This window comes from Leptospira stimsonii, from assembly GCF_003545885.1.
In the GTDB taxonomy this organism is placed as follows: Bacteria; Spirochaetota; Leptospiria; order Leptospirales; family Leptospiraceae; genus Leptospira; species Leptospira stimsonii.
Genome location: NZ_QHCT01000001.1, coordinates 793718 through 819771 on the forward strand (window position 1 = coordinate 793718; position 26054 = coordinate 819771).

26 protein-coding genes and 1 pseudogene are annotated in these 26054 nt (G+C 40.4%); 18 read left to right on the plus strand and 9 right to left on the minus strand.

What is annotated here, in order from left to right:
* The first annotated feature begins 218 nt into the window (after positions 1 to 218).
* The gene (locus DLM75_RS03910; protein ID WP_118967192.1) at positions 219 to 746 is read left to right on the plus strand and encodes an ankyrin repeat domain-containing protein; all 528 of its coding nucleotides are present in this window, start codon (positions 219 to 221) and stop codon (positions 744 to 746) included.
* A complete protein-coding gene (locus DLM75_RS03915; protein ID WP_167731726.1) occupies positions 743 to 1135 on the plus strand; it encodes a hypothetical protein in 393 nt (130 codons plus the stop codon). Before DLM75_RS03910 ends, DLM75_RS03915 begins: the two co-directional genes overlap by 4 nt.
* Positions 1136 to 1158: 23 nt before the next feature.
* Here DLM75_RS03915 and DLM75_RS03920 read toward each other — a convergent pair whose 3' ends face one another.
* Positions 1159 to 2325 (minus strand): DJ-1/PfpI family protein, encoded by a 1167-nt coding sequence (locus tag DLM75_RS03920; protein ID WP_118967193.1) that lies wholly within the window; start codon positions 2323 to 2325, stop codon positions 1159 to 1161.
* Positions 2326 to 2441: 116 nt separating this feature from the next.
* Here DLM75_RS03920 and DLM75_RS03925 point away from each other — a divergent pair, with 116 nt between their 5' ends.
* Entirely contained in the window at positions 2442 to 3581 is a 1140-nt protein-coding gene (locus DLM75_RS03925) for an AraC family transcriptional regulator (protein ID WP_118967194.1), read from the plus strand.
* A 313-nt stretch (positions 3582 to 3894) separates the two neighbouring features.
* The gene (locus tag DLM75_RS03930; RefSeq protein WP_118967195.1) at positions 3895 to 5022 is read left to right on the plus strand and encodes a sensor histidine kinase; all 1128 of its coding nucleotides are present in this window, start codon (positions 3895 to 3897) and stop codon (positions 5020 to 5022) included.
* An 86-nt stretch (positions 5023 to 5108) separates the two neighbouring features.
* Here the strand turns inward: DLM75_RS03930 and cyoE are convergent, their stop codons facing one another.
* Positions 5109 to 5978, minus strand: coding sequence for a heme o synthase (gene cyoE / locus DLM75_RS03935; protein WP_118967196.1), 870 nt, complete (start codon positions 5976 to 5978; stop codon positions 5109 to 5111).
* 17 nt (positions 5979 to 5995) lie between these two features.
* The gene (locus tag DLM75_RS03940) at positions 5996 to 6949 is read right to left on the minus strand and encodes a COX15/CtaA family protein (RefSeq protein ID WP_118967197.1); all 954 of its coding nucleotides are present in this window, start codon (positions 6947 to 6949) and stop codon (positions 5996 to 5998) included.
* 182 nt (positions 6950 to 7131) lie between these two features.
* Between DLM75_RS03940 and DLM75_RS24400 the strand changes: the two genes are divergently transcribed.
* The 11 genes and pseudogenes from DLM75_RS24400 (at position 7132) to pckA (ending at position 17007) form a co-directional block, all read left to right on the plus strand.
* The gene (locus DLM75_RS24400) at positions 7132 to 7284 is read left to right on the plus strand and encodes a hypothetical protein (protein WP_167731727.1); all 153 of its coding nucleotides are present in this window, start codon (positions 7132 to 7134) and stop codon (positions 7282 to 7284) included.
* Between the two features lie 28 nt (positions 7285 to 7312).
* Entirely contained in the window at positions 7313 to 8152 is an 840-nt protein-coding gene (locus DLM75_RS03945) for an SCO family protein (RefSeq protein WP_118967198.1), read from the plus strand.
* Positions 8153 to 8162: 10 nt separating this feature from the next.
* On the plus strand, positions 8163 to 9164 hold the full coding sequence (gene coxB, locus DLM75_RS03950) for a cytochrome c oxidase subunit II (protein WP_174715068.1): 1002 nt from the start codon (positions 8163 to 8165) through the stop codon (positions 9162 to 9164).
* Between the two features lie 9 nt (positions 9165 to 9173).
* Positions 9174 to 10778: a cytochrome c oxidase subunit I gene (ctaD, locus tag DLM75_RS03955; protein ID WP_118967199.1), complete on the plus strand. Its 1605-nt coding sequence runs from the start codon at positions 9174 to 9176 to the stop codon at positions 10776 to 10778.
* The gene (locus DLM75_RS03960) at positions 10765 to 11415 is read left to right on the plus strand and encodes a cytochrome c oxidase subunit 3 family protein (protein ID WP_100784710.1); all 651 of its coding nucleotides are present in this window, start codon (positions 10765 to 10767) and stop codon (positions 11413 to 11415) included. The genes ctaD and DLM75_RS03960 overlap by 14 nt, the downstream gene beginning before the upstream one ends.
* Before the next feature lie 379 nt (positions 11416 to 11794).
* Positions 11795 to 12078: pseudogene (locus tag DLM75_RS24085) on the plus strand (hypothetical protein).
* A 98-nt stretch (positions 12079 to 12176) separates the two neighbouring features.
* On the plus strand, positions 12177 to 12884 hold the full coding sequence (locus tag DLM75_RS03975) for a hypothetical protein (RefSeq protein ID WP_118967201.1): 708 nt from the start codon (positions 12177 to 12179) through the stop codon (positions 12882 to 12884).
* Positions 12885 to 12971: 87 nt separating this feature from the next.
* A complete protein-coding gene (locus tag DLM75_RS03980; RefSeq protein WP_118967202.1) occupies positions 12972 to 13646 on the plus strand; it encodes a hypothetical protein in 675 nt (224 codons plus the stop codon).
* Between the two features lie 85 nt (positions 13647 to 13731).
* Positions 13732 to 14280, plus strand: a complete 549-nt coding sequence (locus DLM75_RS03985) for a CarD family transcriptional regulator (RefSeq protein WP_069608824.1) — start codon at positions 13732 to 13734, stop codon at positions 14278 to 14280.
* Between the two features lie 38 nt (positions 14281 to 14318).
* Positions 14319 to 15353, plus strand: a complete 1035-nt coding sequence (locus DLM75_RS03990) for a PIN/TRAM domain-containing protein (protein WP_118967203.1) — start codon at positions 14319 to 14321, stop codon at positions 15351 to 15353.
* A gap of 61 nt (positions 15354 to 15414) precedes the next feature.
* Positions 15415 to 17007 carry a phosphoenolpyruvate carboxykinase (ATP) gene (gene pckA, locus DLM75_RS03995; RefSeq protein ID WP_118967204.1) on the plus strand — a complete coding sequence of 531 codons (1593 nt, stop codon included), beginning with the start codon at positions 15415 to 15417 and terminating at the stop codon, positions 17005 to 17007.
* A 76-nt stretch (positions 17008 to 17083) separates the two neighbouring features.
* Here the strand turns inward: pckA and DLM75_RS04000 are convergent, their stop codons facing one another.
* A complete protein-coding gene (locus DLM75_RS04000; protein WP_118967205.1) occupies positions 17084 to 17713 on the minus strand; it encodes a hypothetical protein in 630 nt (209 codons plus the stop codon).
* Complete coding sequence (locus tag DLM75_RS24090; RefSeq protein ID WP_147456601.1) at positions 17706 to 18290, minus strand: hypothetical protein; 585 nt, start codon at positions 18288 to 18290, stop codon at positions 17706 to 17708. The genes DLM75_RS04000 and DLM75_RS24090 overlap by 8 nt, the downstream gene beginning before the upstream one ends.
* 459 nt (positions 18291 to 18749) lie before the next feature.
* Here DLM75_RS24090 and DLM75_RS04015 point away from each other — a divergent pair, with 459 nt between their 5' ends.
* A complete protein-coding gene (locus DLM75_RS04015; RefSeq protein WP_118967974.1) occupies positions 18750 to 19073 on the plus strand; it encodes a phasin-related domain-containing protein in 324 nt (107 codons plus the stop codon).
* 460 nt (positions 19074 to 19533) lie between these two features.
* Here the strand turns inward: DLM75_RS04015 and DLM75_RS04020 are convergent, their stop codons facing one another.
* The 4 genes from DLM75_RS04020 to DLM75_RS04035 form a co-directional block, all read right to left on the minus strand.
* Positions 19534 to 20229, minus strand: coding sequence for a hypothetical protein (locus DLM75_RS04020; protein WP_118967208.1), 696 nt, complete (start codon positions 20227 to 20229; stop codon positions 19534 to 19536).
* A 3-nt stretch (positions 20230 to 20232) separates the two neighbouring features.
* Entirely contained in the window at positions 20233 to 22062 is a 1830-nt protein-coding gene (locus DLM75_RS04025) for a CHAT domain-containing protein (RefSeq protein WP_118967209.1), read from the minus strand.
* A gap of 152 nt (positions 22063 to 22214) precedes the next feature.
* Entirely contained in the window at positions 22215 to 22943 is a 729-nt protein-coding gene (locus tag DLM75_RS04030) for a hypothetical protein (protein WP_118967210.1), read from the minus strand.
* Positions 22944 to 22978: 35 nt separating this feature from the next.
* The gene (locus DLM75_RS04035; RefSeq protein ID WP_118967211.1) at positions 22979 to 23884 is read right to left on the minus strand and encodes an RNA polymerase sigma factor; all 906 of its coding nucleotides are present in this window, start codon (positions 23882 to 23884) and stop codon (positions 22979 to 22981) included.
* 35 nt (positions 23885 to 23919) lie between these two features.
* Between DLM75_RS04035 and DLM75_RS04040 the strand changes: the two genes are divergently transcribed.
* Together DLM75_RS04040 and DLM75_RS04045 are read left to right on the plus strand one after the other, a co-directional pair.
* Positions 23920 to 24819 (plus strand): M23 family metallopeptidase, encoded by a 900-nt coding sequence (locus DLM75_RS04040; RefSeq protein WP_167731728.1) that lies wholly within the window; start codon positions 23920 to 23922, stop codon positions 24817 to 24819.
* Between the two features lie 72 nt (positions 24820 to 24891).
* Positions 24892 to 25416 carry a hypothetical protein gene (locus DLM75_RS04045; RefSeq protein WP_118967212.1) on the plus strand — a complete coding sequence of 175 codons (525 nt, stop codon included), beginning with the start codon at positions 24892 to 24894 and terminating at the stop codon, positions 25414 to 25416.
* Positions 25417 to 26054 lie beyond the last annotated feature (638 nt).

Genomic DNA, 26054 nt, shown 5'->3' on the forward strand with positions numbered 1-26054 from the left:
GAATTCGATCAACAAATTTCAGGAAAGATTTTGAATGTATTGGAAAGTAAGAATTCCTTTGATTTACGAGTCAAGCCGGATAAAAGTTCTCGTATTATTCTTAGGTAAAAACCACTAAAGAGCAAATCACGCATAGGTAATTGCCGTAGTTGCTGTGCCTACCTATTGTTCTAAATTCAAAAACGAGTATTCTTAGAGCACATTTGAGGAAAAAAGTTATGAATCGGTTTCAATGCCTATCTCTACAATTTGGAAGAATCTTATTTTCCAAACAACGATATGTGCTCTTAAGTATTACGTCCGTTTTGCTCGTGTTAGCGGGTTGTATTCTTCCGCAGGAACGGAACGCGCCTTATATCTTAAGTCCTACTGATTATGTTTACAAAGGGGATCTTCAGGGTTTGGAGAATGCTCTTCAAAGCGGACAGGGAATCAATCAGAGAGATCCTTTTTTCAGAAATTTCACACCTTTGATGGTCGCGGCTCGCGAAGGAGAATATTTAATTGCCGAATATTTGATTCGAAACGGAGCCGATGTAAACGCTAGAACAAGGGACGGTCATACCGCTTTGATGATGGCCGCCACGAATCGTTATCCCGAAATCGTCAAACTTCTAATCAAATCGGGCGCCGACGTTCATGCAACGAGCGCCCAAGGACATAACGCTTGGACGGAATCTACATTAGAAGATTCTAAAATAGTTCAGGAGATTCTTTTGCAGGCAGGCGCCGGTAAAAGACCATGAAACGATTACGTTACCTCTTACAGTTCATTTGCCTTCTTTTTTTTGGAGATTGTAATGTCGATACCGCACATTGCGAAAATGGATGTGATCGACAGCTTTCCACGTGCTTACTCATCGCGTTAAACGGTCAAACTCCGTCTCAATCCGTAGCGGTCTCTCTGATTTGTTATGAACTCTGCGACGCCTGTAAAAACAATTGCACTTCTCGATCCTCTTCGGGTACCTCCACCCGATCTCCAAGCACAAGAACGGGGGGAGGGAGTAGTGGAAGAGGAAGTAGTGGTGGCGGGCATGGTGGTGGAAGCGGAGGCGGAGGAGGTCATAGCGGAGGAGGAAGTGGCGGTGGTCACGGAGGAGGTGGGCATGGTGGTGGAGGAATTATATTTTAAAAATTGAATGTATTTTTCGGCTCTCACCGAATTTCATATTCAATCTGAAGCGCAACGAAAGCTGAAGTCGCTCGACCATAAAGGACGGCTATATTTGTGAGCGCCTCGTTCAGGGAAGAAACGGAAGTTTGAGTTTTAGAAATATGAATTGTTTGATCAAACGTGTGTTCTTTTGAGGATATATTTCCGGGAATCAAAGTGAGTCCTCCTCGAGTCTGAATTCTTTTGCCTCCATCCGAAACGGAAACAACATTCGTTTTATAAGTACGAGCGTAAGAATCCGCAACCAAAGCTAACGTGACCTCGTCGATTCCCGCGAATAATTTTATTCCAATCGTTTCATGAGACCAGAAAGATAGAAAGTTCTTTGCCGCAGTCCAATAGTGTTCGTTCTTAAACTTGAAATTCGATGTTTGATGTCCGGTTCCCCAATCATTCACTCCGAATTCTTTTGCAATTTCTTCCGCTTTTTTCTTTCCGGCAATCGCTTCGACGAGTGCGACGGAAATCGGAATCGATGCGGTTACTCCCGTAGTCGTAATGACTTTTTTATCCGCAACATAATGACGGTTTCGAATCCATTTTGTATCGGAAAACTTCTTCTCCAAATTGTTAAGCGAATACCAGTGTCCTGTCGCACGCTTTCCTTTGAGGATGCCGGAATTCGCTACGAGCCAAGCGCCGTCACAAATCCCTACGATGACGGCTCCTTTTGAAGCCTGCGATTGAATCCATTGGATTAGTTGGAGATTTTCGGAATCGTGAACTGCGGGAACAATTACAAAATCCGCACCTTCCGGAAAGGAACGATCAAAGTCGGAAAGGGATGTTTGAATTTCAATCTCCAGAGCGGGAAACATTTGCATCGCACCGGTATTTGTTCCAAGCGCAAATACATCCGCTATCTGCGCTCTTTTGAGAACGCCGTAGGGAACGACAAAATCCGAAAGCTCCGTGTATTTGTTTTCTCCTATGACAGCGATGACCGGACGCGAACGATTAAAACGAGGTTGGAATTTTTCGATTTTTTCTTCAACGAACGTTTCTGAATTAGATACGGCGATTCTTTCCGAAGTATTTTTACATCCGAAAAAGAATGTCTTTACGAATAGTAAAGTAGTGAGAATCAAAAGAATATTTTTTGAATTCGATTTCTTATGGGTTAAAATTTTTGGAATAATTGGTTTCATACTCCTGATTCTGCCATAACTTATCCGAAGAGTCGTCCGTCCGGATACGGAAGGACCGAAAATTTTCCGATCGAAAAAAATATCGACAGAAGATAACGATTCACTTCACTCATTCTATGCTTATCTTCGTAGCATTCGGTTCCGGACTTGCTTTTTTACTCGCCCTCGCAAGTTTTATAAACAATGGAAAAGAATTTTATTTTAGGAATTTAAAAAGCGAAAATCAAACCGTGTCGAAAGGAAGAAAAGAGAACTTCTTGCTTCGTCAGTTACATCAAAATTCCACTTCGATTCTATTTGTTTCCGTCGGAATTGTTCAGTTACATCTATATCTGGAATTATCAGAGGAATTAAAAAACGTTCCTTGGTTTGCCGAAATTCACGTACCTTTTATTTTTTTAATCGGGCCTCTCACATATCTTTATTTTGAAAAGTTGAGCGGAGCAAAAGAAAAGAATATCCAACTCTTACATTTTCTACCTTTTTTCCTTGTGTTCGTTATCCTTTTTCCATTTTATCTTGAGAATAACGAAAGCAAAATATTCTTTTTGGAAAACCAAGCCCCCGATGATCCTTCTCATGGCCTCGTTCCTATTTTGCTAATCTTTGGAACTCTTTCCAATTTTCTTTATCCTGCGACCTTATTTTGGAACGTTTGGAGATGGAGAAAGGAAACGGCAAAAAATCTTCGCGAAGTTTTTTCTCCTTTTTTGTTTCTCTTTGCTTCCACACTTACGGTTCTATTTTTATTTTTAATCGCGCAGATTTTTTATATGCCCTTGTTCGTGATCGCGGCGAATGCGTTGACGATCTTAATTTCGACGATCTTTTTAATGAGTGCGACACAAACTTCCGTAATCGAGAACTTCCAAAAAGAATCTAGGGAAGCCCGTTATAAGGAAAGTAGAGTTTCCGGTTTGGACGTAGACCTAATTCTGAAACGTTTAAACGACCTAATGAAAATCGAAAGGGTGTTCTTAGATGAAAATCTAACCCTCGTAAAACTTTCAAATCTCCTCCAGATTCACACACACCAACTCTCTGAAATTCTCAATACTCGTTTGCAGTTAACGTTTCGAGAATACCTCACGCAGTTTCGTCTTGAAGAGGCGGCGAAACTTCTTAAGGAAGAGCCGGAACGGTCCGTACTTTCGATCCTTTATTCTTCCGGATTTAATTCCAAATCCGCGTTTCATAAACTCTTTCAAGAGAGGTTCGGCTGTTCCCCTTCCTCTTATCGAGCCGATCAATTTTAATTCGTTGAATCGTTCCATTCTTCGATTTGAGTTCTATTCTCCGAATTTAGAGTTTCATCCATTCTATCGATCTTAAAAACGTTTGAATGATACTGTCCATTACCGTTAACGAAGGCGTCTTGAAACCGAATTTCCATCTTTACAATGGAATTTGAAAAAATGCCCGCTTTTCATTCTTAAAGATTGGATCAAGAACTCTCCGATTGGTAAGGGATTTTTTAAACGTAGAGAACTAGTTTTCCTATTGCGCTTTTTTTATTCTCGTAGAATAAAGAGGCTTCATTCTTCGAAATTTTTCGTTTGGTAATAAGGTATGAAAATCTCTTCGTGGATCAGCGGAATTTACAAAGATCGAGATTATCTGACAAGAAGCCGAGCATTTCATTTTTTCGTATTTAATGTTTCCTTCATTCTTTTAAGCATATCCTCCTATTTTTTTCTATGGCTCGCAAAGGGACAGTTTTTACGTTTCGGTTTTTTACTGATGACTGTTGCCTCCGTTTTCTCCTTGATTTTTCTGTTGAGAAAAAAAATCGAAATCGCGATAAGAATCATTTTGATAGCGAGCGTTTTTTCAGTTACCTTTGGATGGTTTTTTCCGCCGCCTACGATCGGTTTAGATACGGTCGGAAAGACTCAGGTGCTGAACATATTCATTATGATTTTCTTATATTTTTCCGATATTAAGAAAACCATTTTGATTTCAATTTACTGTCTATTATTAATCGCCATCGACGAGTTCTACTTAAAAAAAGGTCAGGATGTTCTTCACGTCGCTGACAGAATCGGATTGTTTTTAATGTTCGCCGTGATATCGATCCTAACCGTAAGAACTCTTCACGGATCTTTGCAGGAAAAGAACGAACTGATCCAAGAGATTCATCATCGAGTTAGAAATAATTTACAAGTGATTTCCGGTTTGTTGGAAATGCATAGCAGTTCGGAAAAAGGGAATTTGCAAATCATACTTTCCGATTTTCAAAATAGAATATTAGCAATATCTGAAGTTCATAATTATCTTTATAAATCGGAAAATTATTTCGAGATCGATTTCGCCGAAGTGATCGAAAAGATCACCTTAAACCTATTGAATAAACTCGGTAAAGAATCGATCCAAATCGAGAACGAAACTTCGCAGGTTTTTATAAGAATCGAAAGCGCGATTCCTTGCGCGATTATTTTTAGCGAACTCCTTTCCAATTCCTTAAAACACGCGTTTCCATCCGATAAAGGTTCGATCGGAATCTCATTCAAAAAGGAAGGGAATGCTTATTTCTTAGAGGTAGTGGACAACGGCTCCGGAATTCAAGATTCTCAAGTTTGGCTAAAACCGAAGACGGCGGGATTTACACTGATCCAGATTCTTACGAAACAGATTAGAGGAAAGTTTAGAATTCTTACCGAATCCGGTTCCAAAAGTATTCTCGAGTTCAATTCTTAAACTTTCAAAAAAGCTTTAAGGATTTTGCATGTTTTTCGAACGAAAAAATCTTTCTCAAAGACTAAGTCGATAAGTTTTATTTCGGATCAAAGGCTGTGATCGATTACGATCATAGCGTTGATCAAAAACAGATGAAAGATGGAGAAGAAAAAGAATTTTCTAGCCGCTTGTCTTTCCGGATTCTTCATCAAACGAAAGGAAAGAATTCCCATCCAAACACAAACAAAAACGGAAGAGATCAAATAGAGAAATCCCATCGAAGGTTCGAAAAAGTAAAAACCGATACAGGATGCGGAATAAAGAATCGTATAAAAGAAAATGGACCGAGCTGTTTGTTCGATTCCTTTTACAACTGGTAACATCGGAAAGTCCGCGTCCGAATAATCATCTTTTAGAAAAATGGCAAGAGCCCAAAAGTGCGCCGGTGTCCAAAGAAAGATCATGGAAAAAAGAATCCATGCCTGAATGGGAAGAGAATTGCCGATCGCCGCATAACCGATCAAAGGTCCCACACATCCGGCAACTCCACCGATTACGATGTTTTGCGGCGTCCTTGGTTTCAAAAGAATCGTGTATAAGAAGACGTAGGAAACCAAGGCCGCAAACGCGCAAAGTGCGGTTAAAAGATTCACGTAAACGGTAAGCAGATAAAAGGAAACTCCCATCATCGCAAAGCCGACTAACGTTGCTTGGAGCGTACCGATTCTTCCCGCTGGAATCGGCCGGTTGGAAGTTCGTTTCATCTTCGCGTCTCTGTCCTTTTCAATTACTTGGTTGAAAATAAACGAAGCAGAGGACATAAGGAACGTTCCCAATAGGGTAATTGCGAGTAAGAAACCGGACGGAGATTGGTTTCCTGCAAGATACAAGCCGGGAATGATGGTTGCCAAAACGAGAGTCGTCACCCTCGGTTTGATCATTTGATTCCAATCGGAAAAGAAAGTAGAGCTTGCCATGATTTTAATTCCTGAAATTATCTTTCAGGCCTCCGTTCTGTCTCCGCGGATAATACGATCGCTCTGGAGATTAAAGAAAGATACGAGAAAGTGAGCAATAACACCGCAAACCCAGTGTGAAGAGCGGTCACCAATTTTGGAAGTCCGAAAAATACATTCAAAATTCCTAAAATAATCTGTGCGAGGAGAAGATACATGGATATCTGAAGAAATCGTTTGCTCGTCGTCGGGAATCTCTTCCAAATCGAAAAGCCGAGCGCGATTGCAAGAAGAATTGCAACGGAATACGCTCCGAATCGGTGGACGATTTGTATTTTAACGATCTCTAAAGGATGATCCGGGATCCACTGTCCCCAGCAAGTCGGAAAATCCGGACAAGCCAAGCCGGCGTAATGAGAACTAACGCGTCCGCCGAGGATAATTTGAACCACGATTCCGATCAAAAGAAGAAAAAGAAAAACATTATCTTTTCTGAATAAAGTATTCGCTTTAAGAAAAGAATCTTTTTGACTTTGTGATTTGCTTCTTGCGTCGATCGACACGGTGAGAATCACAAGAAAGAATGCGATCGCATTGAGAAGATGCAAGTTGACCGAGGTCGGATCCAACTTCAAGGTAACGGTTAGTCTTCCCAGGTTGATCTGCGAGATCAAAAGGAGGACTGCAAGTCCTAAATAAATTCCAAATTCTTTCCTGAGAACTTTATCCGCAAACGTCCAGATCGTAAGGCCAAGAAGAATCAAACCCAAAAATCCGGAATAATAACGATGAGAAACTTCCATAAAGATTTGAAAGTCGAAAGTAGGAAAAATTTTTCCAAAACAAAACGGCCAATCGGGACACGCCAGCCCGGATCCGGTCGCTCTCACCAAGGGCCCGTAGAGCAAATTTAAAAAAATGAGAATGCTCAGGAACAGTGAGATTTTATAGAATAGGCGAAATTTAGAAGAAAGGTCCAAGTTAGAGTTCATTCTTTCCTTAAGACCTCGAAAGAGGTTCTGAATTTACCATACTCGAAAAATGGTTCTTAAGGGCAATGTGAAAGTAAAATTTAAATATTACTTCCAAAAAAACAGATTCATCCGATCTTGTCCTAGAATCTTCCGATTTTCTTCTTTTAAGAGAATGAGAATCAAATACAGGAGCCTTTTCTATGGCACAAAAAGATGGATATAATAAACCAGGATTCTGGACTTTCGTAATCGTTCTCGTAGGAAATTTAGTTTTCTTTACCTATATTTCTTTTTTCCATCCGGGAGTCAAAGAACACTCTCTCAATCTTCCTGGAACTTCACAGGCGAAATAATATCTGGGAAAATCCCAGGAGCTAAACCTTGGTTTTTAAAACTTCCTCGATACTGGGGATTTTACTTTTCCTTTCAACGGCTTCTCTTTATTCTTACGATCCTTCCGCACGGTTCGACAAAAATGAAAAACCGAAAGAGCTGGAGGGAGTCGGAGTTACGGAGAAGTTAGGAAACCAACTGGATCTTTCCTTAACGTTTCGCGATGAAACCGGTAAGTCCGTCCTACTGAGTTCCTTCTTCAAAAAAGACAAACCCGTTCTTCTTTCCCTTGTTTACTACAAATGTCCTACGCTCTGTAATTTTCATCTCAACGGAATTACGGACACTCTCAAAAAACTTTCCTGGCAAGTCGGAAATGAATTCGAATACGTTGCCGTATCTTTTGATCCCAAAGAAACTCCCGAGTTAGCGGCGGCGAAGAAGAATTCTTATTTGAAAGAATACGCTCGCGGCAACGGAAGCGGTTGGCATTTTCTTACGGGAGATCAAAAAGAGATTACTGCGCTTTCTCAGTCGGTGGGATTCACTTACAAATGGAATCCTGAGAATGAACAATGGATTCATTCTTCCGTTGCTTATGTCATTACTCCTTCCGGAAAGATTTCTCGTTATCTTCACGGAATCACTTTTGATGAAAGAACGTTGAAACTTTCTCTTTTAGAAGCTTCCGACGGTAAAATAGGGGATTTCACCGATCAATTCGCCCTTTTTTGCTTTCAATTTGACCCAGGAAAAAATACATATACTTTGTACGCTTATAATATGATGAAGTTGGGTGGTTTCTTCACTCTTCTTATTTTGGCGGCGTTCTTGATCCCATTCTGGATCAGGCATAACAGAAATTCCGAACTCATTAGGAAGGAGTAACTTCAAACAAATGACCTGGTTGAACCTCATTACGGCAACAAGTTTCATGCCGGTTCAGGCTTCCGAAGTAGCAAAGAATGTAGATAACCTCTATCTCTTTCTACTCGTGTCCAGTCTGATCTCCTTTGTCATTCTCATCGGGGGAATGACATGGTTTATTTTTAAATACAGGAGAAAGACCGACACTGATAAGACTGCCTATATTACACATAATACATTGGCAGAATTTCTTTGGTCCTTCATCCCCTTAGTAATCATGATTGTGATTTTCTGGTGGGGTTGGGTGATTTTCGCGGACCTCAGAAAAGTGCATGATAAAGGTGATATTGAAATTCACGTTACTGCAAGACAGTGGCAGTGGACTTTCAAGTATCCGAACGGAGTAACCGTTGTTTCTCCGAATGCCACTGAAAAACTAAACACGCTCTTTCAACCGAACGGAATCTATGTTCCCGTTGGAAAAACGGTTCGTCTCGTAATGACTTCTCAGGATGTTCTTCACTCCTTTTATGTTCCAGCCTTCCGGAACAAAATGGATGCGATTCCTGGACGTTATACGACCTTTACGTTTACACCGACTGAAAAGGGAGACTTTGTAGTTTATTGTACCGAGTTCTGCGGAACTTCTCACTCGAATATGCTTTCCGCAATTCGTGTAGTAGATTCCGAAACGTATGATAAATGGTATGCCGCCGCAGGGAACGTGGATCTTTCTAAGGTTCCACCTGCCGAACTCGGTAAAAAACTCTACGCAGAAAAGGCTTGTGCGGGATGTCACTCGATCGACGGTTCTCGTCTGGTCGGACCCTCTTACAAAGGTCTTTTCGGAAGCGCGAGAGAATTCGAGGCGGGTCCTGGAGCGAACGCGGATGAGAATTACCTCCGTAAATCGATTCTACAGCCGACAGCTCAGGTCGTAAAAGGGTATCCGCCTGCGATGCCTTCTTACCAAGGACAGCTTTCCGACGACGAAATCAACGCTCTGATCGAGTATATTAAAACCCTTAAATAGGAGAGGAATATGTCTACAGCAACTGCAAGTCATACTGACAACTACCTCAACCACGAAAAGGGAATCTGGTCCTGGCTCACGACAATCGATCACAAGCGGATCGGGATCATGTATTTCTTTGCGATTATGTCATTCTTCCTTTTGGGAGGGATTTTCGCTCTTCTGGTTCGTATCGAACTTTTTACTCCGGGCCAAACTCTCGGATTCGTAACTCCTGATATCTACAACAGAATGATGACCTATCACGGCGCCATCATGGTGTTCATGGTAATCGTTCCTGGGATTCCTGCGATCTTCGGAAACTTCATTCTTCCCATCCAGTTGGGAGCAAAGGACGTCGCGTTTCCAAGACTGAACCTCGCAAGCTGGTATATCTTTATGTGCGGGGCCGCAATCGCCGCATTCTCCCTTTTTACCCAAAAAGTGGATACCGGTTGGACCTTTTATACGCCCTATTCCATCTCTAACTCCGTTTCGAACGGGGTGATTATGTTGGTTATGGGTGCGTTCGTAATGGGTTTTTCTTCGATTTTGACAGGTTTGAATTTCATCGTAACCACTCACAAATTGAGAGCTCCTGGAATGACGATGAACCGAATTCCTTTGATGGTTTGGGCGCTGTACGCGACTTCTATCATTCAGGTTTTGGCGACTCCGGTTCTTGCGATTACTCTTCTTCTTCTCGTTGCGGAAAGAACCCTCGGCGTGGGAATTTTTGATCCTACTCTCGGAGGAGATCCGGTTCTGTTCCAACACTTCTTCTGGTTCTATTCTCACCCTGCGGTTTATATTATGATTCTTCCGGCGATGGGTGTGATCTCCGAACTCGTGGCGACCTTCTCCAGAAAGATCATTTTTGGATACACAGCGATTGCGTATTCTTCTCTCGCGATTGCCGCGGTTTCCTTCTTGGTTTGGGGACACCACATGTTCGTATCCGGTCAGTCCGAGTTTGCGGGAGTTCTATTTTCCTTCATCACAATGCTCGTGGGAGTTCCTACAGCGATCAAACTCTTCAACTGGATTTCAACAATGTATAAAGGATCCGTTCGTCTGGACGCTCCTATGTTGTTCGCAATCGGATTTATGTTTCTCTTTACGATCGGTGGTTTGACCGGGGTGTTCCTGGCTTCCACCGGTATGGACGTTCACTTCCACGATACGTATTTCGTGGTCGCCCACTTCCATTATGTAATGGTTGGTGGAACTCTGATGGCGGTCATGGGAGGATTGCTTTATTGGTTTCCAAAAGTTACCGGTAAAATGACATCCGATCTTTTAGGAAGAATTTCCTGGGTCTTTATTTTCACAGGATTTAACGTTACTTTCTTTCCACAGTTCATCCTTGGATCGATGGGAATGCCAAGAAGATATTACGACTACTTGCCTGAATTCACAAGCTTGAATCAGATATCTACCGTCGGATCTTGGTTGATCGCAGTCGGATTTTTAGTAGGTCTTGCGGCCGTGATTCACGGTTTAATCGCAGGGAAAGAAGCGGGAGACAATCCTTGGGGTGGAAAAACTCTCGAGTGGACCATTCCATCTCCTCCAACTCACGAAAATTTTGAAAAAACTCCAGTCGTCTCAGGAGGACCTTATGAGTACCGCTAAGCACGCGGAATTCCATCATGCTCATCACTTTGATAGTGCTGAGCATCAGTATGAAGCTTCAAAACAAGGAATCTGGTTATTCCTTGTTACGGAAATTCTAATGTTTGGTGCCCTCTTCGTAGGTTATACCATTTATCATTCTTTGTATCCTGAGGTTTTCCACGCGGGAAGTCATCACTTGTCCGTTCCGATGGGAGCGTTTAACACCGTGGTTCTTCTTTTTAGCTCCTTTACGATGGCGCTTGGAATTCATTACGTTCAAGTAGATAAGAAAAAAGAAGCTGTGATTGCTTTGATTATCACGGTTCTTTGTGCTCTTACGTTTATGGTAGTGAAGTATTTCGAATATACTTCGAAGATTCATCACGGACTCCTTCCGGGTAAATTTTTCACCAACACCGAGACGCCTGATATTAAGAACTTAGCGATGTTTTTCGGTTTCTATTTCGTAATGACAGGAATTCACGGGTCGCACGTTTTGATCGGAGCCGGACTTATCATCTGGGTGATGATCAAAGTAATCAAAGGAGAATTGAATTCTTCTTATTACACTCCGTTAGAAGGTGTGGGTCTTTTCTGGCACGTAGTCGACTTGATCTGGATCTATCTTTTTCCTCTCCTCTATTTGGTGGGTTAAAGTCCGATCTTAGAATTAAAGTAGGGAGAAATCCCGGATTCAAAAAACCTCGGTCGTAAAACGCCGGGGTTTTTTGTTTTAAGGGAATCGATCGAAAATTTTACCGATTTGTTTTCGGGTTCGTTTGGTTTTATATGAGCGTGATTTCGATGCACGATTCTGCATTTTAGACTTTCTTTATGAAGCGTTTCTCTTTTTGATCTTTATCTTTCTTTGAAGCAAATAAATCCTCCGCAATTGTTGAATAAGTGCGACTAACGTAACGAAAAACCCGATGAAGCGCTTTTCGCAAAGGTTTCGATTTTTGTCGGCGTAAATTAAAACCGATAACGGATCCGAAAAATAACCGTTTAGGAAAGGAGTAGTTTGAACGAAAAAAATCTGGATATTAGGAACGATTCTCGCATTGTTCTTCGTAGGATGCAAACCTTGTTCCAATTTGGAACACGCATTTGTGCAGATTTAGGGGAAAAGTGCGAGAAGTGGAAGAGTTTAGGAAAACCCGGACTTTCGAACGACAGTCACGATGAAAATCGCCGCAAGAAAATTTTTACCGTTTTGGCAGAAACCATAGGGTTGATTGAAGAGAACGCTCAGATGTCTCAAGGATTGACCGCGAACTACGACAAACTTATCGAATCTTTGAAAGGTTCAGTAAAGTAAAAAATCGAAAGTGTTATAACCGCGTATTTCTTTTTAGGAAAGGAGTATGAGGAATCGATTTCAGGAAAAAACAGTATTTATTATATTCCAATTATATTATGAAGTTTCGTTGGTCGATCGATACAAGTTATTTGCCGAAAACCTTTCCGGGATGGATTCGTTTTTGTTTCCGTTATCCGATTTCTTTTCTTTTGATCGCGGTCGTTTTTTTTATTGGCGCAACAGTTTATATCGATCGATCGTTTGTCATTTCTTCCATTCCGTTTCCCTGGAACGAACCGATTCCTTTTTTGCAATTTATTTCCAATCGTTTGGGTTCTTTGCTCTTTTTCAGTCTTCTAATCGCTATTGGTTGCGGGTTTCTCTGGTTCTTCTGGCTTTTGTCGCTTAGCGCTCCAAGCGGAGTTCTTCGTTCCGACGAGGAAATTCAACTTTTACGACCCAGAGATCCAAACGTAAAAAACGAAGAAGAGACTCGTTTGTCGGACGGAAAGAAGCGTTTGTTTCGAATTCGATGGAGAAATGACTCGGTATTGCCGTTACAGGGTTCTCCACGCTGGATCGTTTTTGTAAGTCGTTATCCCGTTTTCTATTTATTGCCTAACTTCATTTTGTTTCCTTACGCTTATTTTTGGTATCGGTGGATTGCGGATTGGGAAACCGGAAAAATGGAAAGTCTTCATCTTGGTCGTCTGAACCTTTTGTATGACGCGTTCGGAATTTGGGGAGTCGTAGGTTTTTATCTCTTCTTGGGAGGGCTTTTCTTATGGCTCTTCTGGTATTACGCAATTCGAGAGCCGAAATGATTTCGATTCTTTCTTAGCATTTTCAATTTTTTTCGACGGAATTTGGGCATTTAGGCCGATTTTAAAGATAGAATTTAGGATTCCTAAATGCAAAATATCGACTATTCCAGAAGACTCAAACAATCCTCGATCCGAACTCCGGTTCGGGAACCCGCTGATTTCGACAGAACGATTCAGATGGTCCAACATAGTAAGAAATCGGGATCACCAATACAGATTTTTTCCTCCACACGTTCCGTCTTCATTCTATTATTAGGTTCGATTTCTCTATTTACGGCCGGTCTTGTCGTTGGCCTAAAATTGGATCAAAAAGAGGAAACGTTCGCACAAAACGAACTACAGACTTTCCGAAACGTTTCTTCTCAAGAAAAGAAGAACGAGTCAGGCGGAATCAAATCTTTATTTTCTTCTTCCGAAACCGATTCTACGGACTCATTGAAGAATCCGGAATCGTTGTCTCTGATGAAAAAGCAGGAATCCACTTCTACGAATGATTCTAAAATTCTTTTCCCTCCGCAAGCAGGCGAAACGAACTATTTGGTCGTGATTGGCACTTCGGATTCCTTGAAAGCAGTGGAATTAGGTAAGAGACTTTTGATGGCTCGAAACGAATTCAAAGGTAGAATCTTTCGTTCCTCCAAGGGCGAACTCTACCTAGGGTATTTTTACTCCGAAGAAGAGGCGAAAGAGGCCTTGGAAAAAATACAACCCCTCAACGATCCTGCGTTTCACTCTGCGAAAGTTCGCTCAATCAAACTTTAGTTACCTTTTGGGATTATTTTGTTGACTTTCGCCAAATTTGTGCTATTTTCTTAAGCAGAGTTTTAACGGAAGTTATCATACTTACTTGGCTGCCAAAAAGAAAAATTCCGAAATCGAACACAAGGTAGGCGACTACGTAGTCTATCCCATCCATGGAGTTGGAGAGATACTGGAAATCTCCAAGAAAAATATCCTTGGTAAGAAGAAGGATTGCTACGTTCTCGAAATCCAGGGTAGTAAGATGAAGGTTATGATACCTGTTGACAAAGCAGAACAGGTTCGAATCCGCCCTATCATCGATAAAAAAGAGATCAAGAAAGTCATCGCGCTCCTGAAAAAGGACGAAGTCGATACAGAAGAAGACTGGAAGATCCGCTACCAAAATAACCTCAACAAGATCAAATCCGGATCGATATATGAGGTCGGAGAAGTCTGCAGAAACCTATTTCGTAGAGCAAATGGAAAAGAGCTCTCCATTATGGAGAGAAAGCTGTACGAAAGCGCCTATAATCTTGTGAAAATGGAAGTTGCTTTAAGCAAAGGTGTTACCCAGGAAGAAGCCGGAAATTTAGTTTCCGACGTGCTCGCTAGCACTCTTTCTCCCGGTGAAAAAAAGTCAGACGAAGAAGAATAAATTCCGCCAAAACTCAAATACAATTAAGGATTTGAGTTATGATTCATCTCTATAAAGTACTCACTTCTCTATTCCTCTCTGGAATTACATTTGCAGTTACTCAAAAGCAATCCGCTGACATTTACTTATCCGGCCCTATCGCCGGAGTCGTTCTGGTAATTTCTTTAATTCTTCTCTATGGAGAATCCAACCTTTTTCCTAAGCTCAAAGCCGACGTACTTTTTTGTGCCGGACTTGGGGCTTTACTCGGGCTTGCAATCGCATGGTTTGTAGGAGCAGTCGTTCATTTTGAAGAATTGAATACCGCACTTTACTTCCTTTTCGCACTCTTTGGAATTCTTTCCGGAATTTCTTTTGCGAAAGAACCAGGTCTTGGAATTTTCGGGGGCGGCGGTGGAGCCGGCGCCGGATTCGGAGTAGGAATTGAAAAAGAAGAAGTTCGAGACAAAATTCTTGATACGTCCGTCGTAATCGACGGAAGAATTTTAGACATTGCGGATACGCATTTCTTAGACGGTCCTCTGATTCTTCCTAACTTCGTGTTGAGAGAAATTCAGTTGATCAGCGATTCTTCCGATCCGATCAAAAGAGCCAGAGGAAGAAGAGGTCTCGAGATGTTGAACAAACTTCAACGCAAAGGATCCATCGAAGTAAAAATTACTTATAAAGACTATTCTGATACTCGAGAAGTGGATGCAAAGCTGATCAAATTAGCGCGCGATACCGGCGGGAAGATCGTGACGAACGACTTCAATTTGAACAAAGTTGCCGAACTTCAAGGTGTTAAAGTTCTCAACCTTAACACCCTCGCGAATGCCCTTAAACCGGTTGTTTTACCGGGAGAAGAACTTGGAATCCAAGTAATCAAAGAAGGAAAGGATGAGAATCAAGGCATTGGTTATCTGGAAGACGGAACCATGGTCGTGATCGAAAACGGCGGTCATCTGGTAGGGAAAGAGGTCAAAGTGACAGTAACTTCTATCATCCAAACTGCCGCTGGAAAAATGATTTTCACAAAAGCCAACCCGAACGGGGCTGGAGAGAAGGGAAATCGTCAGCCGCATTCCTCTTGAATCGGTTGACTTTCCACTTTATCGTAAAATAATTGAAATAGAATTCCCAAGGAGCAATCAAATGCAGGCCCAGACTCAGGTAAAAGGCTTGAAGGAACTCGGACTCGAACCTTCTGAAATTTTCCATAACCTTTCCTATGACGAAATTTATGAGCATGAGAAAAAGAACGGAGAAACCGTAGTATCCAGCAATGGAACCATGATGGTAGATACCGGAATTTTTACCGGTAGATCCCCAAAAGATAAGTATTTCGTAGATGAACCTTCTTCTAACGGAAATATTTGGTGGAGTCACATCAACTTTAAAGTATCCGAATCTATCTTTGACGAACTCTATAAAAAATGCGTCAATTACCTGAGCCAGAAAAAGCTCTATGTTTTTGACGGTTTCGCCGGCGCTAACCCAGAGACAAGAATGAGCTTGCGCGTAGTTTCTGAAAAAGCGTGGCAACATCACTTTTGCACGAATATGTTTCTTCGTCCTTCAAAAGAAGAATTGGTCGGCTTAGATCCAGAATTTACGATCATCAATGCCTGCGGCGTTAAGAATGAAGATTTTAAAAAACACGGAATGAATTCCGAAGTTTTTGTGATCTTTCACCTTGCTAAAAAACTCTGTATCATCGGCGGGACCGAATACGGTGGAGAGATGAAAAAAGGTATTTTCTCCGTAATGAATTATAAACTTCCGTTACAGGGAATTCTTAGCATGCACTGTTCTGCGAACGTTGGTAAGGATAGAGATACGGCTCTCTTTTTCGGACTTTCCGGAACTGGAAAGACTACGCTTTCTACGGATCCAAATCGCAAATTGATCGGTGACGACGAGCACGGTTGGGATAACAACGGGATCTTCAACATTGAAGGCGGTTGCTATGCGAAAGTGATCAACTTAGATCCAAAGACCGAACCGGACATCTACGAAGCGATTCGGAAAGATGCTCTTTTAGAGAACGTGGTTTATGATCCTCAGACAAAAGTTGTGGATTATTCTTCTGCGGCTAAAACTGAGAACACTCGTGTTTCCTATCCGATTTTCCACATCAATAATATCCAAGTTCCTTCCAAGGGAGATCATCCTAAGACGATCATTTTCTTAACGTATGATGCGTTCGGAGTTCTTCCACCTGTTTCCAAGCTGAGCATCGAACAAGCGATGTATCACTTCCTTTCCGGTTATACTGCAAAGGTTGCAGGAACTGAAAGAGGAATCAAAGAACCTACCGCGACATTCTCCGCATGTTTTGGGGCGGCGTTTATGACTCTTCACCCAACTTCTTATGCTAAGCTTTTAGGCGAGAAGATGAAGAAGCACAACGTGAGAGCTTATCTCATGAACACAGGCTTAGTGGGCGGTTCTTACGGCGTCGGAAAACGTATGAATCTTCCTTCAACTCGTAAGATCATCGATGAAATTCTTAACGGAAACATCGAGAAGTCCGAGTTTGTAACGCACCCTGTTTTCCAAGTTCAGTATCCAAAAACGATCAATGGCGTGGATACCGCAATCTTGGACCCAAGAGAAGCTTGGACGGACAAAGCCACTTATGATGAAACTGCCAAGAAATTGGGAGAAATGTTCATTAAGAACTTTAAGCAGTATGCGGAAGGTTCTAAAGATTACGACTTTACCGCTTTCGGACCAAAGGTTTAAGAAGATTCGTATCCAATCGGTCTTAAAAAAGAGGAGATCATTTTGATCTCCTCTTTTTTTGTCTAATGTCTTTTTTTTATTTTATTACTTCTGCAATAGGCGGAGGATTTTCATTTTCAAAAGGAATGGATCCATCGTTGTAGATCGTTTCTAGGAAATGTTCGAAGATTAGATCTGTGTTAGAATATTTCGGTATAGCTGAAAATGGGATTAAGAACAAATGAATATATGTTCTTCTCTTATTTTCATAATGAAAGGTCTTAATAATCTTCCCACTGGAAGAATCTAATACCTCAGCCGAATAACTTACGGTATCATTTACCCAGACGGGGATTAATCCTAAAGATAGGCCAGATATTATCCCTAAAAATCCCCCTAATAATCCATCTTTATAGCTTATTTTTTTTGGAGTTCTGACATCGAAACGAATTAGGAAAGGATATTTATCAAGGGGGTCGGGTTCAGAATTAAGATAAATATTAAAGTCCGAAAACATTTTTTTCTTTCCGATAGCATTATTGTATTCCGCCCACTTTCCGGCTAGATACCATTGCTCATAGTGACCATCCATAAGAATTACAAACGTAGATTTAGTTAATTGTTTAGTTGAATCTGGTTTGAATTCTTTGAACGTTTTAGGTTTTTCGAATGTTGCGCAGTTTGAAAGTAAAAATAGAAAAAAAACAATTCGTACTATCTTATTCATAGTGTTTACTCATCGTTAAATCATTTGATTGAGTCCAGTCTACTTCTGGATGTTCTACGTTAAATTGTTTAATGCAAAAATCTTTATCTTCTTTTTCAGATTCTACAATTAAATCACCAAACTTCGTTCTTATAGTTCCCAAATAATAAATTCCGTTGCCCTTTATACTAAATTTCTTTGGTGTTACCCTTTTAAGAAAAGCCGTTGTTCGAATAGATCCATAAACTGAAGTTTGAGTATAATCTGTTAAAATATATTCCCCAGGTTCAACTAAGAGAGCTGCACATGCTTTTGAAGTTTGCGATAGGTAGACATTAGCTGTATCCCAAGGATATCCTGAAACTCGCTTGAATTCTACCATAGGTAGAGAATCTTTAGAATCAATTAGCTTTGGCAGAGTAAATGCCGCAAATACAAGGGATTTTCGTTTTAATGTTGAATCTGGATTTGAAAACTTATATAGTTCGAAACTTGCTTCAGCAGATTTTAGTTCTCTTAAATCTCGAATTGAACTGCAATTAAAAAGAAAGAATAGTAGAACAAAGCCTATCGAAGAAAGAGGATACGAACGATTCAAAATTTTACCTCAATATTTATTAAACCGAAAATTGGTTTTGGAAAGGGTCTTCTGAATCATCAATCGGGTAAAGTGAAAAATTAACGTTATCTTTTACAGATCCCCGTTGTTTGTTATACGATTTATATTTCTAAATAAAATGGAGAGGACTCCATTTCGAAAAAGTGAATGGATCGAATAGAAATTTCATGATGAGTTTTTAGAAGAAAAAATCAGGGTCTTCTAGTTTGCGAAAATTATTGTAGAAAACTGAATATTAGTAAATAGCCTTTTTCGCAAAAGTTCAGCTTTTTATGTCTCTTTAATGCCTCTCTTCAAAACTGATTAAATTTTATACTCTTTTTCACGAAATCGAAAAGTTTTACTCGAGTAAATCACTCCCGGAAAACCCACTTGACAAGTTATTGTGCAGTGCATAAAATTGGTCTATTCTCAGTGAAGAAAACAGAGGAAAGAATTATGGAAAAAGAAATAAAGGAAGCGCTTAACTTTGCGATTGGAGCGGCAAAATCACTCCGCGAGCAAGCTGACAGCATTCTCCTAAAAGTTGAAAAAGAATTCAAAGAACTTGCATCGAAAGGAGCTCAAGATCAGTCCGAGGTTGCGAATAATCTCAGAAAATATATCGAAGAAGCTCTCCACTCCGTTGAGGGCGTTGCGGGTCAAGTCAACTCTAAGGTAGAGGAAGTTAAATCTAAAGTAGGTCAAGGCGTTTCATCTGCAAAAGCAACTTTGAACGGCGCTTCAAAGTCTAAAGCAGACTCTACTACCCCTAAAAACTAAACGTTTTCCTTCCTGTATTTTTAAGATGCAGGAAGGATTTTAATTCTTTTTTCTCTCGATCTTCTTCGATTCATACTCAAAAAAAATCGCTTCTTTTGAATCAACTTCGTAGAACACAAAGATAAGGAAGAATCATTCTTGGCTAACTTCACATTCCCAAATAGAAATTGGGGAGGAATCGGAAATTCTCTCGGAAGCCTTCCAGGATTGTACTATAATCCGACCATCTTGTGAATGAGTTCTGTCATAGAATTTGTCCCAAAACCGTATAAGAAAATTCGTCTTGATCACTTTAGTAATTTTCTTAGACGTTCTATCTGACTTTTCAAAGCATGGTTCCGTCGATTGAAAAACGAAGAGTTTTCACAACTTTACGTTTTTTGAATGATTTGTTGTATTCTTAAAGTCTTATTGAAATTTTTTACAAGGCCGGGTTTTGAGATAAACACTCGTTGAATTCTTACGAGACACTTTCTTCAATTTCTTCTATCAACTCCGGAATGGAATGTAGATCCAGTCGTTCGATCAATCTTTCCATCGGGGTTCGACGTTCCTCTTCCATTGGGATTTCAAAGGAGGTATTCATCATCGCAACTTTTTGCTCGATTTTTCTTTGAATTATTTTTTTCAAAGTTTCTTTTTTATTAAGAAAGATTTTCTCTTTCGAAATTCCTAAATCCAAAAAAGTACCTTCAATGAGGTCGATCGTTATGTAATCGGATGCGATTGCGGAATAGGTAAAAGAATCCAGATCCATCTCTCCAAGAAGTGATTCCCAGTTTTTTTCCGTCTTTCGTTCCATGTTTCTGCATTCATAACCTTGGCAGATGGAGGTTCCATAAAAAGAATAATTCTGGCTTAAAGGATCTCCGCTAAAAATCGGATGAATCATACAACCGATTTTTTTTTCAAAAGAACCGAGGAATGGGCAATTATAAGTATGTTCGTCTTTTCGTTTTATGCTTTCTTCTTTTTTTTCCCGCGCTTTGCGGTACTCCGCCATCGTCCACGGTTTTCGGAAGTCGACGGAATCTTTGAATTCTTTTGTTCTTTCCGAAATGAGATTTCGTATTTCATCCGGACTTTGGTCCAGATTGAATATCCCGCAACAAGAGCCGCAGGAAAAATTACCTTTATCGGGTTGGCAGAGACTCAAGGATTAGTGATTCTGAATCGGATTTTTTTCAGTTTTGAATCCGGGGAAGCTTAATTCTAATTCTTTCGTTTCCGGATTTTCAATGACGCTACAGAGCATAGGAATGATCGTCATTCTATTTTCATTGAATACGATTACCTTTCCACGAAACTTTTCTATCTGTTCTCCGATATAATCCTGTTTTACGACTGGAGCTACAACGAGGGAAGTTTCCGGTTTGATTCCTCGAAAAAAGAGATGGTTATTCGAATTCGTCGAGACTAGAAAGATACTGGTCTTTTCCAATTCTTCTAACTCCATTAGCAAATTCTCATAATAATACTGAAAAGATATCAAGTATCCGTCGGCCGAGTCTTTCAAAATTTGGCCGCGTCTGTAAAGTTCGATCCATTGAATCATTTTCTGGATCGTGTCTTTGTTGATCTGAAGAACTTCCTGGATATTGCTTATCAAAGGACTGATTTCCAATTTTTTAAAATCGCTCAAACATTGATAAATAAGATCCCACCATTTTTTGATTTCAACGGCGTCGTCCGGATTGTTCGGAATGTATTTTCCCAAGGAATGATGCTGGTGATCGCTGAAAATGATTCCTCCCACGATTTTGGAAAATTCTTCAAAAGAATAAATCAGAGATTGTATCAGTTCGAAAGAGGATTCGGTTTCTTCTTTTTGCTTTTGAGTAAAACTGGAGTAGGAAGCCGCGATGTTAGTAGGATAGAATTTCGCAATCAGCGAAGGGTTGATGATTTTCTGAATCGGTTTTCCCTTCGTTGGGTCGGTCATAACCTGCTGATTCGGAATTCCATGGAGTGAATAGTTGGTCCACGTCAAGTCGTTAGTATCAAAAATTCTTCGCGCGTATTCTTTTGCTAAGAACAGAGATTCTCCGATACTTCTATCGCTGAATAAATAAGAATAGAATTGAATCGTAAAATCGATCGTATTCTGATTGTCGATGATTTCCCAGTTGGTTCCGATAAAACTTTTGATTCCTGACATGAGAAAGGCGCCGGCAAAGTTGTTCATCAAATCGGAATTCAGAGTTCTCGATGCGTTCGAATTCGACTGACAAGAATTGCTGAACACCAAATCCGTGTTAAATCCGGAGTTTTTGATTTCTCTTGCTTTTAGAATTTTACCTTCGGAGATTTGCCATCCGTTTTCCAAAGGATCGTCGGAGAAAAAGAGATGGCCGGAGTAGTGGATGATATTCTTTCCCTTGATCAAAGAAAGCAGTTTTAGCTTTGTAACTTGCTTTCCTCCGATAAATTCGATTTCAAGTCGGGAAGGGGAGACTTTCTCGCTCAACACTTTAAAGAGTTGTTCCCCTTCTTTTTGCGCCCATTCCAAATCTTCCGTAGGATCTGCGATGATGAGCATTCTTAGTTTTTCTTTTTCTTTATAGGAGCCTTGGCTGGATTCTCCCCTGACAGTTTTTCCGATGAAGAATTTATCGGATAAAAAACAAGTTCCGTCGTGTAATAGTTCCCAGGGAATCACTCCGAGTTTGGGATCTATATTCAAGTGAAGATATTTTTCGGTAGTGAGGCGGAGCTTTTCCTGTATCGGCGCCGGAAAAAATTGATCGTAAAAGGTTTCTCCAAGAATCTTTAGCTCGTGAAGTATTTCGGTCTCGAGAGTTTTTTGGCTCATTCCTTTCGAGTTTACGGCATTGGAAACTCTTACTAAATTTTCAATTTCCTTAATATATTCTAAGATGAGATCTTCGTCAATCGTAGACTGAAGGTGAGATTCGGAACCGCTTCCGGACGTATCTAAAATGTTAAATACATTTACGGTTCCGACTCTGTCTATGATCAAGTTTAACATAAATATAAATCCAGGATCAGATTATAGCAACGGATTGATTTTTCCAGAAATTCTTTTTTTTAATCCGAAATAAAAAAGCAAAAAACCTTCACCGCGAATTTTCGAATTCTTCGCAGTGGAGGTTTGTTTTCGGGATTTTCTTTTTAAAAATTTTATGCTTCGAGAAGGATGAACAAATCCAAAGATTTGGAATGGTCTTTTCCTTGAAATTCTACGGTATATTTTCCTTCCCTCAGTCCGGAGAAGTTTGCGATTCCTTCGTTGTTGAACTGATTCGAAAGGATAAATCTCGTATCTTTGTAAAGATTCACTCTTTGAAAAGAATCTGCGTCCGGAGATTCTATCTTTACACTTAAGAATGCTGTTTCCGGAGTTTCCTGAACCAGTTGATAAGTGAACTTTGAGTTATCGAGAACCTTTTCTTCAAAAACTACGAATTCAGAAGGATCTTTCGTAACTGCAGATCTCATAGAAGGAGCGTAGTCAACTCTCGTATTGATTTGGAGAGATTCCACAAGACTTTCAAAGATACGAGCGCCGGACTTCCCCAACTTTACTACGATAGACTCCTTGGATGGAGATTTTCTCGCCAATTCCAGAGTGACATAACGTTTTAAATATTCTGGTACGTCTTTTGTAAGATATCCGCCTAAGTCTGCTTTTTGCAGATCGAGCGCTTCTTGAAACTCCGAATACTTTCCTTGCTGAGCGGCTTGGCTCAGATACGATACGGTGGCAGAATTGATCCCTGCTTGAATCGATTCTTCCATTTGAATGAGCTGATTTTGCAGATTTTTATCTTTTTCCGCACCGCTCGCCTCTCCGTTTAAGAGTGAGAGCAGAAGCTCGTTATTTTGATTGATTTCAGATCCCGAATCCATGTTGGTTCTCCAATAGCTTAAAAAGACGGAATTTTTTAAAAATCCAAATCACTAAAATCTAGCTTTTTCTGAATTTTTTCAATTAAACGCAGAAGTGTGACACTTACGTTCCCTTCCGAAATCCCAATTAGATCGGCAACTTCTCTATAGGGAGTCCTGGCGAGGAAATGTCCCTTTTTCTTCTTATCCAGAAGCTTTTTCCGCTGTTCGTATTTCTTTTTCAAAGCGTGCGAAGTTTTGTCTACTTCCATCGGGAGAATCGGGGCGATCTTCGCAGTATTCTGTTGTTTTTCTTTGAGATCGAGAATATTCAAATAAAGAGACGTAATCTTGTCCTCCATTCGAATATTCTCCTCCTCGCGATTGGAAAGTTCCGATCGGAGATTGAGAATTTTGTCTTTGAGCGATTGGGCGGTTAGGCCGGTTTTATCAATGAGATATTGAACTTCGTCATCATTGAGATTGAGATAATATATATACGAAAGTTTGAAAATTACCCTCTTATCTACACCGATTTCTTCCAAAGCCTGGTTGAATCGATCGGAGAGTTCAACGGCTTCTTCGTGCAGTTCGGGGCGAGTGTCGGGCTCGTCCTCGATCGTAGCGTATTCTTTCCCTTCTTTGCTGATCTTACCGAGATTGGTAACTTTTAGTTCTCGTTTGGTTCTTTGCCAATCGATGAGCATATTCCGTAAAACGGAATAAAACCAGGTTCTAAAACTGGATTTTCCCCGGAAACTTCCGAATCGGGACCCCGTTTTCAGCCTTTCGAATGCATAGATGAAAAAATCTCCGGCATCGTCTTCACTCAAATGGAAGATCTTCATCGGAAAATTGTAAATGTCTTCCGAATAGATTTCGAAAAACTGCTTGAGTGCTTCCTCATCTCCTTCTCCACAACGGGTGACAAGGTCTATGGTTTTATCTTTTGACAAATTCATTTTATATGAGTTACTTGCACTAGGTTTAAGTCCGAATGAAAAGAATTCTCTTTATCGTAATCTGGACCGCGTTCCATCTGAGCATGGAAGCGGAAAATAATAAAGTAATAAATTATCTTGTCCCAGTCAAAACCGATCAACTGGAAAACAAAATTACGTCCACGTTTGGAGAATCTCGGGGAGACCATTTTCACAATGGAATGGACATTTCTTCTTTGAACGAGTCCGTTCTTGCGATGGCCGATGGGAAAGTCCTCTATAGTCGTTATGCGGAAGATCATCCGTTTGAAGACGAACTCGGAACGGGGAATTCGGTGTGGCTGGATCACGGGGCGGGTAATTTTACCGCCTATTACCATCTTAAGGATGGAAGAATCTCTAAATTACTAAAACCTGATTTGATCAAAGCGGGCGAAAAAATCGGCGTAACCGGGAATTCCGGTCACTCAAGCGGAGCCCATCTCCATTTTGTTGTACTTAAGAAATACGGATTGGAGATTTTGGATCCACTCAAATTCCTTTCCCCGATTCCGGACGGTTCTGTTCCGGAAATTTCGAGTCTCCTCGTCCACGTGAACGGAAAATTTACGAATATCAACGACGGGGACAATATTAACCTTTCGAAAGAATTTCCCTTCACGGTTTCGATCGTCGACGCCGGAGAAAAAAAATCGCAGAGAAGGGGAATTACGAAAGTTCAATACTTTTTAAACGGAGAGGCACTTCGCTCCGCAGATTTCGGTTCGCTCCAGTATTCCGGATCGGAATGGAAGAATCCGGACGGCTTTGCTTTTACGAATCTCTATCACAAAGATCAGTATTTAGTCGGGAACCTCAATTTGAAATCAGGTGAGAATACGATCAAAGTAGTCGCTTGGGATTTTAAAGGAAACGTGAACGAAAGAAGTTTTACTTTTTACGTGAGCAGACTTTAGATTCTTCTTTCTAAAATCGAATCGAAAAACATTACTAACTTTTGTTATGCGATATTTTCAGAAGAAGATTTTATGAGAACAATTCCATATTTAAAAAATACAGTAATTCTACAGTACATTATAAATACACCCTTTAAGGTCGATAAAGTATTTGATTTTTTTATCGATGACAATTTTTCAAAATATTATTCAAAAATAGCAAAAGGGCATGATTACTTTTTTTTACGCGCGGGGAAAAGAATAGAAGTAGGTTCGATCATTGATTGTGAAGAATCCGCTGGAAATCAATCGATTAGACATGAATACCATGTTTCAGATATTATCAGAAATGAAAGAATAGCGTATTTCTCGAAACCATCTTATATGAAAATCAAATTACCTTGGAAAGTTATCGATACTATTAGTAACACCTATGTTTATTACGATTTTGAAAGCATTCATTCTGAAAGTTCCAATATTCGCTTAACGATCGGAATACAATTTTCGAGTAAATATGAGAAGATTTTTTCAGTTTTTTTTGGCGGCATGATTCCCTGGAAGAATCATTGCAAAGAAGAAATGGAAGGATTAAAAAGAGTATTAGTCGATACTTTATAATTACTTTCCAAATACTTCGCGCGCAGTGTGATCGGTGACCTTCGTTCGGACAATTCCCTTACGCCTTTCAAAGACAAACGGATTCTATACAATCCGGCAAAACGTTCGTTGCGATATCTTCAGAGATATGAAAAAATTAGCCGTAATTCCCCTTTAATAGTCTCAAAAAGTTCTTCATTCTTCAAATTTCATTTTTCATCTATTATTCTATTTTTTCGAGCTTTGCGTCTAACGTTGGATTTACAAGACGTAAGGTGACGCTTCGTTCAACTTTGTGCCTGTAAAGCCGTCTCGCCTCACTTTATATGCCGAGGGCGAGCAAGCTTGCCAACGGAGTGCGAGCGCGTAGCTTGTAAATCTTGTTGTGCGAAGTAGCCTTCAGGAAAATGATTTGCCCGTGACTAAAAATCAACAAGCTTCAATATAATATGGAGATGGTATTTTTCTTTGTAAATTCAATATTTTTAAACTTGTGGTTGCGATCTCTTACCTGGCGAACCTCTCTTAAGCGAATCAAGTCAATGATGGAATATTCATCATTTGCCATGGACCAGATTACAAGAAGCTTTCGATTTGGTGAAATCAGATACCCACCAAACGTATCCGAGATCGATACTTTGGGAAGTTCAGTTACCTTC

Excerpts from the sequence above, each read along its gene's own strand:
- DLM75_RS03910 (WP_118967192.1), top strand. The coding sequence starts at position 219 with ATGAATCGGTTTCAATGCCTATCTCTACAATTTGGAAGAATCTTATTT.
- DLM75_RS03915 (WP_167731726.1), top strand. The coding sequence starts at position 743 with ATGAAACGATTACGTTACCTCTTACAGTTCATTTGCCTTCTTTTTTTT.
- DLM75_RS03920 (WP_118967193.1), bottom strand. The coding sequence starts at position 2,325 with ATGAAACCAATTATTCCAAAAATTTTAACCCATAAGAAATCGAATTCA.
- DLM75_RS03925 (WP_118967194.1), top strand. The coding sequence starts at position 2,442 with ATGCTTATCTTCGTAGCATTCGGTTCCGGACTTGCTTTTTTACTCGCC.
- DLM75_RS03930 (WP_118967195.1), top strand. The coding sequence starts at position 3,895 with ATGAAAATCTCTTCGTGGATCAGCGGAATTTACAAAGATCGAGATTAT.
- cyoE (WP_118967196.1), bottom strand. The coding sequence starts at position 5,978 with ATGGCAAGCTCTACTTTCTTTTCCGATTGGAATCAAATGATCAAACCG.
- DLM75_RS03940 (WP_118967197.1), bottom strand. The coding sequence starts at position 6,949 with ATGAACTCTAACTTGGACCTTTCTTCTAAATTTCGCCTATTCTATAAA.
- DLM75_RS24400 (WP_167731727.1), top strand. The coding sequence starts at position 7,132 with ATGGCACAAAAAGATGGATATAATAAACCAGGATTCTGGACTTTCGTA.
- coxB (WP_174715068.1), top strand. The coding sequence starts at position 8,163 with ATGACCTGGTTGAACCTCATTACGGCAACAAGTTTCATGCCGGTTCAG.
- ctaD (WP_118967199.1), top strand. The coding sequence starts at position 9,174 with ATGTCTACAGCAACTGCAAGTCATACTGACAACTACCTCAACCACGAA.
- DLM75_RS03960 (WP_100784710.1), top strand. The coding sequence starts at position 10,765 with ATGAGTACCGCTAAGCACGCGGAATTCCATCATGCTCATCACTTTGAT.
- DLM75_RS03975 (WP_118967201.1), top strand. The coding sequence starts at position 12,177 with ATGAAGTTTCGTTGGTCGATCGATACAAGTTATTTGCCGAAAACCTTT.
- DLM75_RS03980 (WP_118967202.1), top strand. The coding sequence starts at position 12,972 with ATGCAAAATATCGACTATTCCAGAAGACTCAAACAATCCTCGATCCGA.
- DLM75_RS03990 (WP_118967203.1), top strand. The coding sequence starts at position 14,319 with ATGATTCATCTCTATAAAGTACTCACTTCTCTATTCCTCTCTGGAATT.
- pckA (WP_118967204.1), top strand. The coding sequence starts at position 15,415 with ATGCAGGCCCAGACTCAGGTAAAAGGCTTGAAGGAACTCGGACTCGAA.
- DLM75_RS04000 (WP_118967205.1), bottom strand. The coding sequence starts at position 17,713 with ATGAATAAGATAGTACGAATTGTTTTTTTTCTATTTTTACTTTCAAAC.
- DLM75_RS04015 (WP_118967974.1), top strand. The coding sequence starts at position 18,750 with ATGGAAAAAGAAATAAAGGAAGCGCTTAACTTTGCGATTGGAGCGGCA.
- DLM75_RS04025 (WP_118967209.1), bottom strand. The coding sequence starts at position 22,062 with ATGTTAAACTTGATCATAGACAGAGTCGGAACCGTAAATGTATTTAAC.
- DLM75_RS04030 (WP_118967210.1), bottom strand. The coding sequence starts at position 22,943 with ATGGATTCGGGATCTGAAATCAATCAAAATAACGAGCTTCTGCTCTCA.
- DLM75_RS04035 (WP_118967211.1), bottom strand. The coding sequence starts at position 23,884 with ATGAATTTGTCAAAAGATAAAACCATAGACCTTGTCACCCGTTGTGGA.
- DLM75_RS04040 (WP_167731728.1), top strand. The coding sequence starts at position 23,920 with ATGAAAAGAATTCTCTTTATCGTAATCTGGACCGCGTTCCATCTGAGC.
- DLM75_RS04045 (WP_118967212.1), top strand. The coding sequence starts at position 24,892 with ATGAGAACAATTCCATATTTAAAAAATACAGTAATTCTACAGTACATT.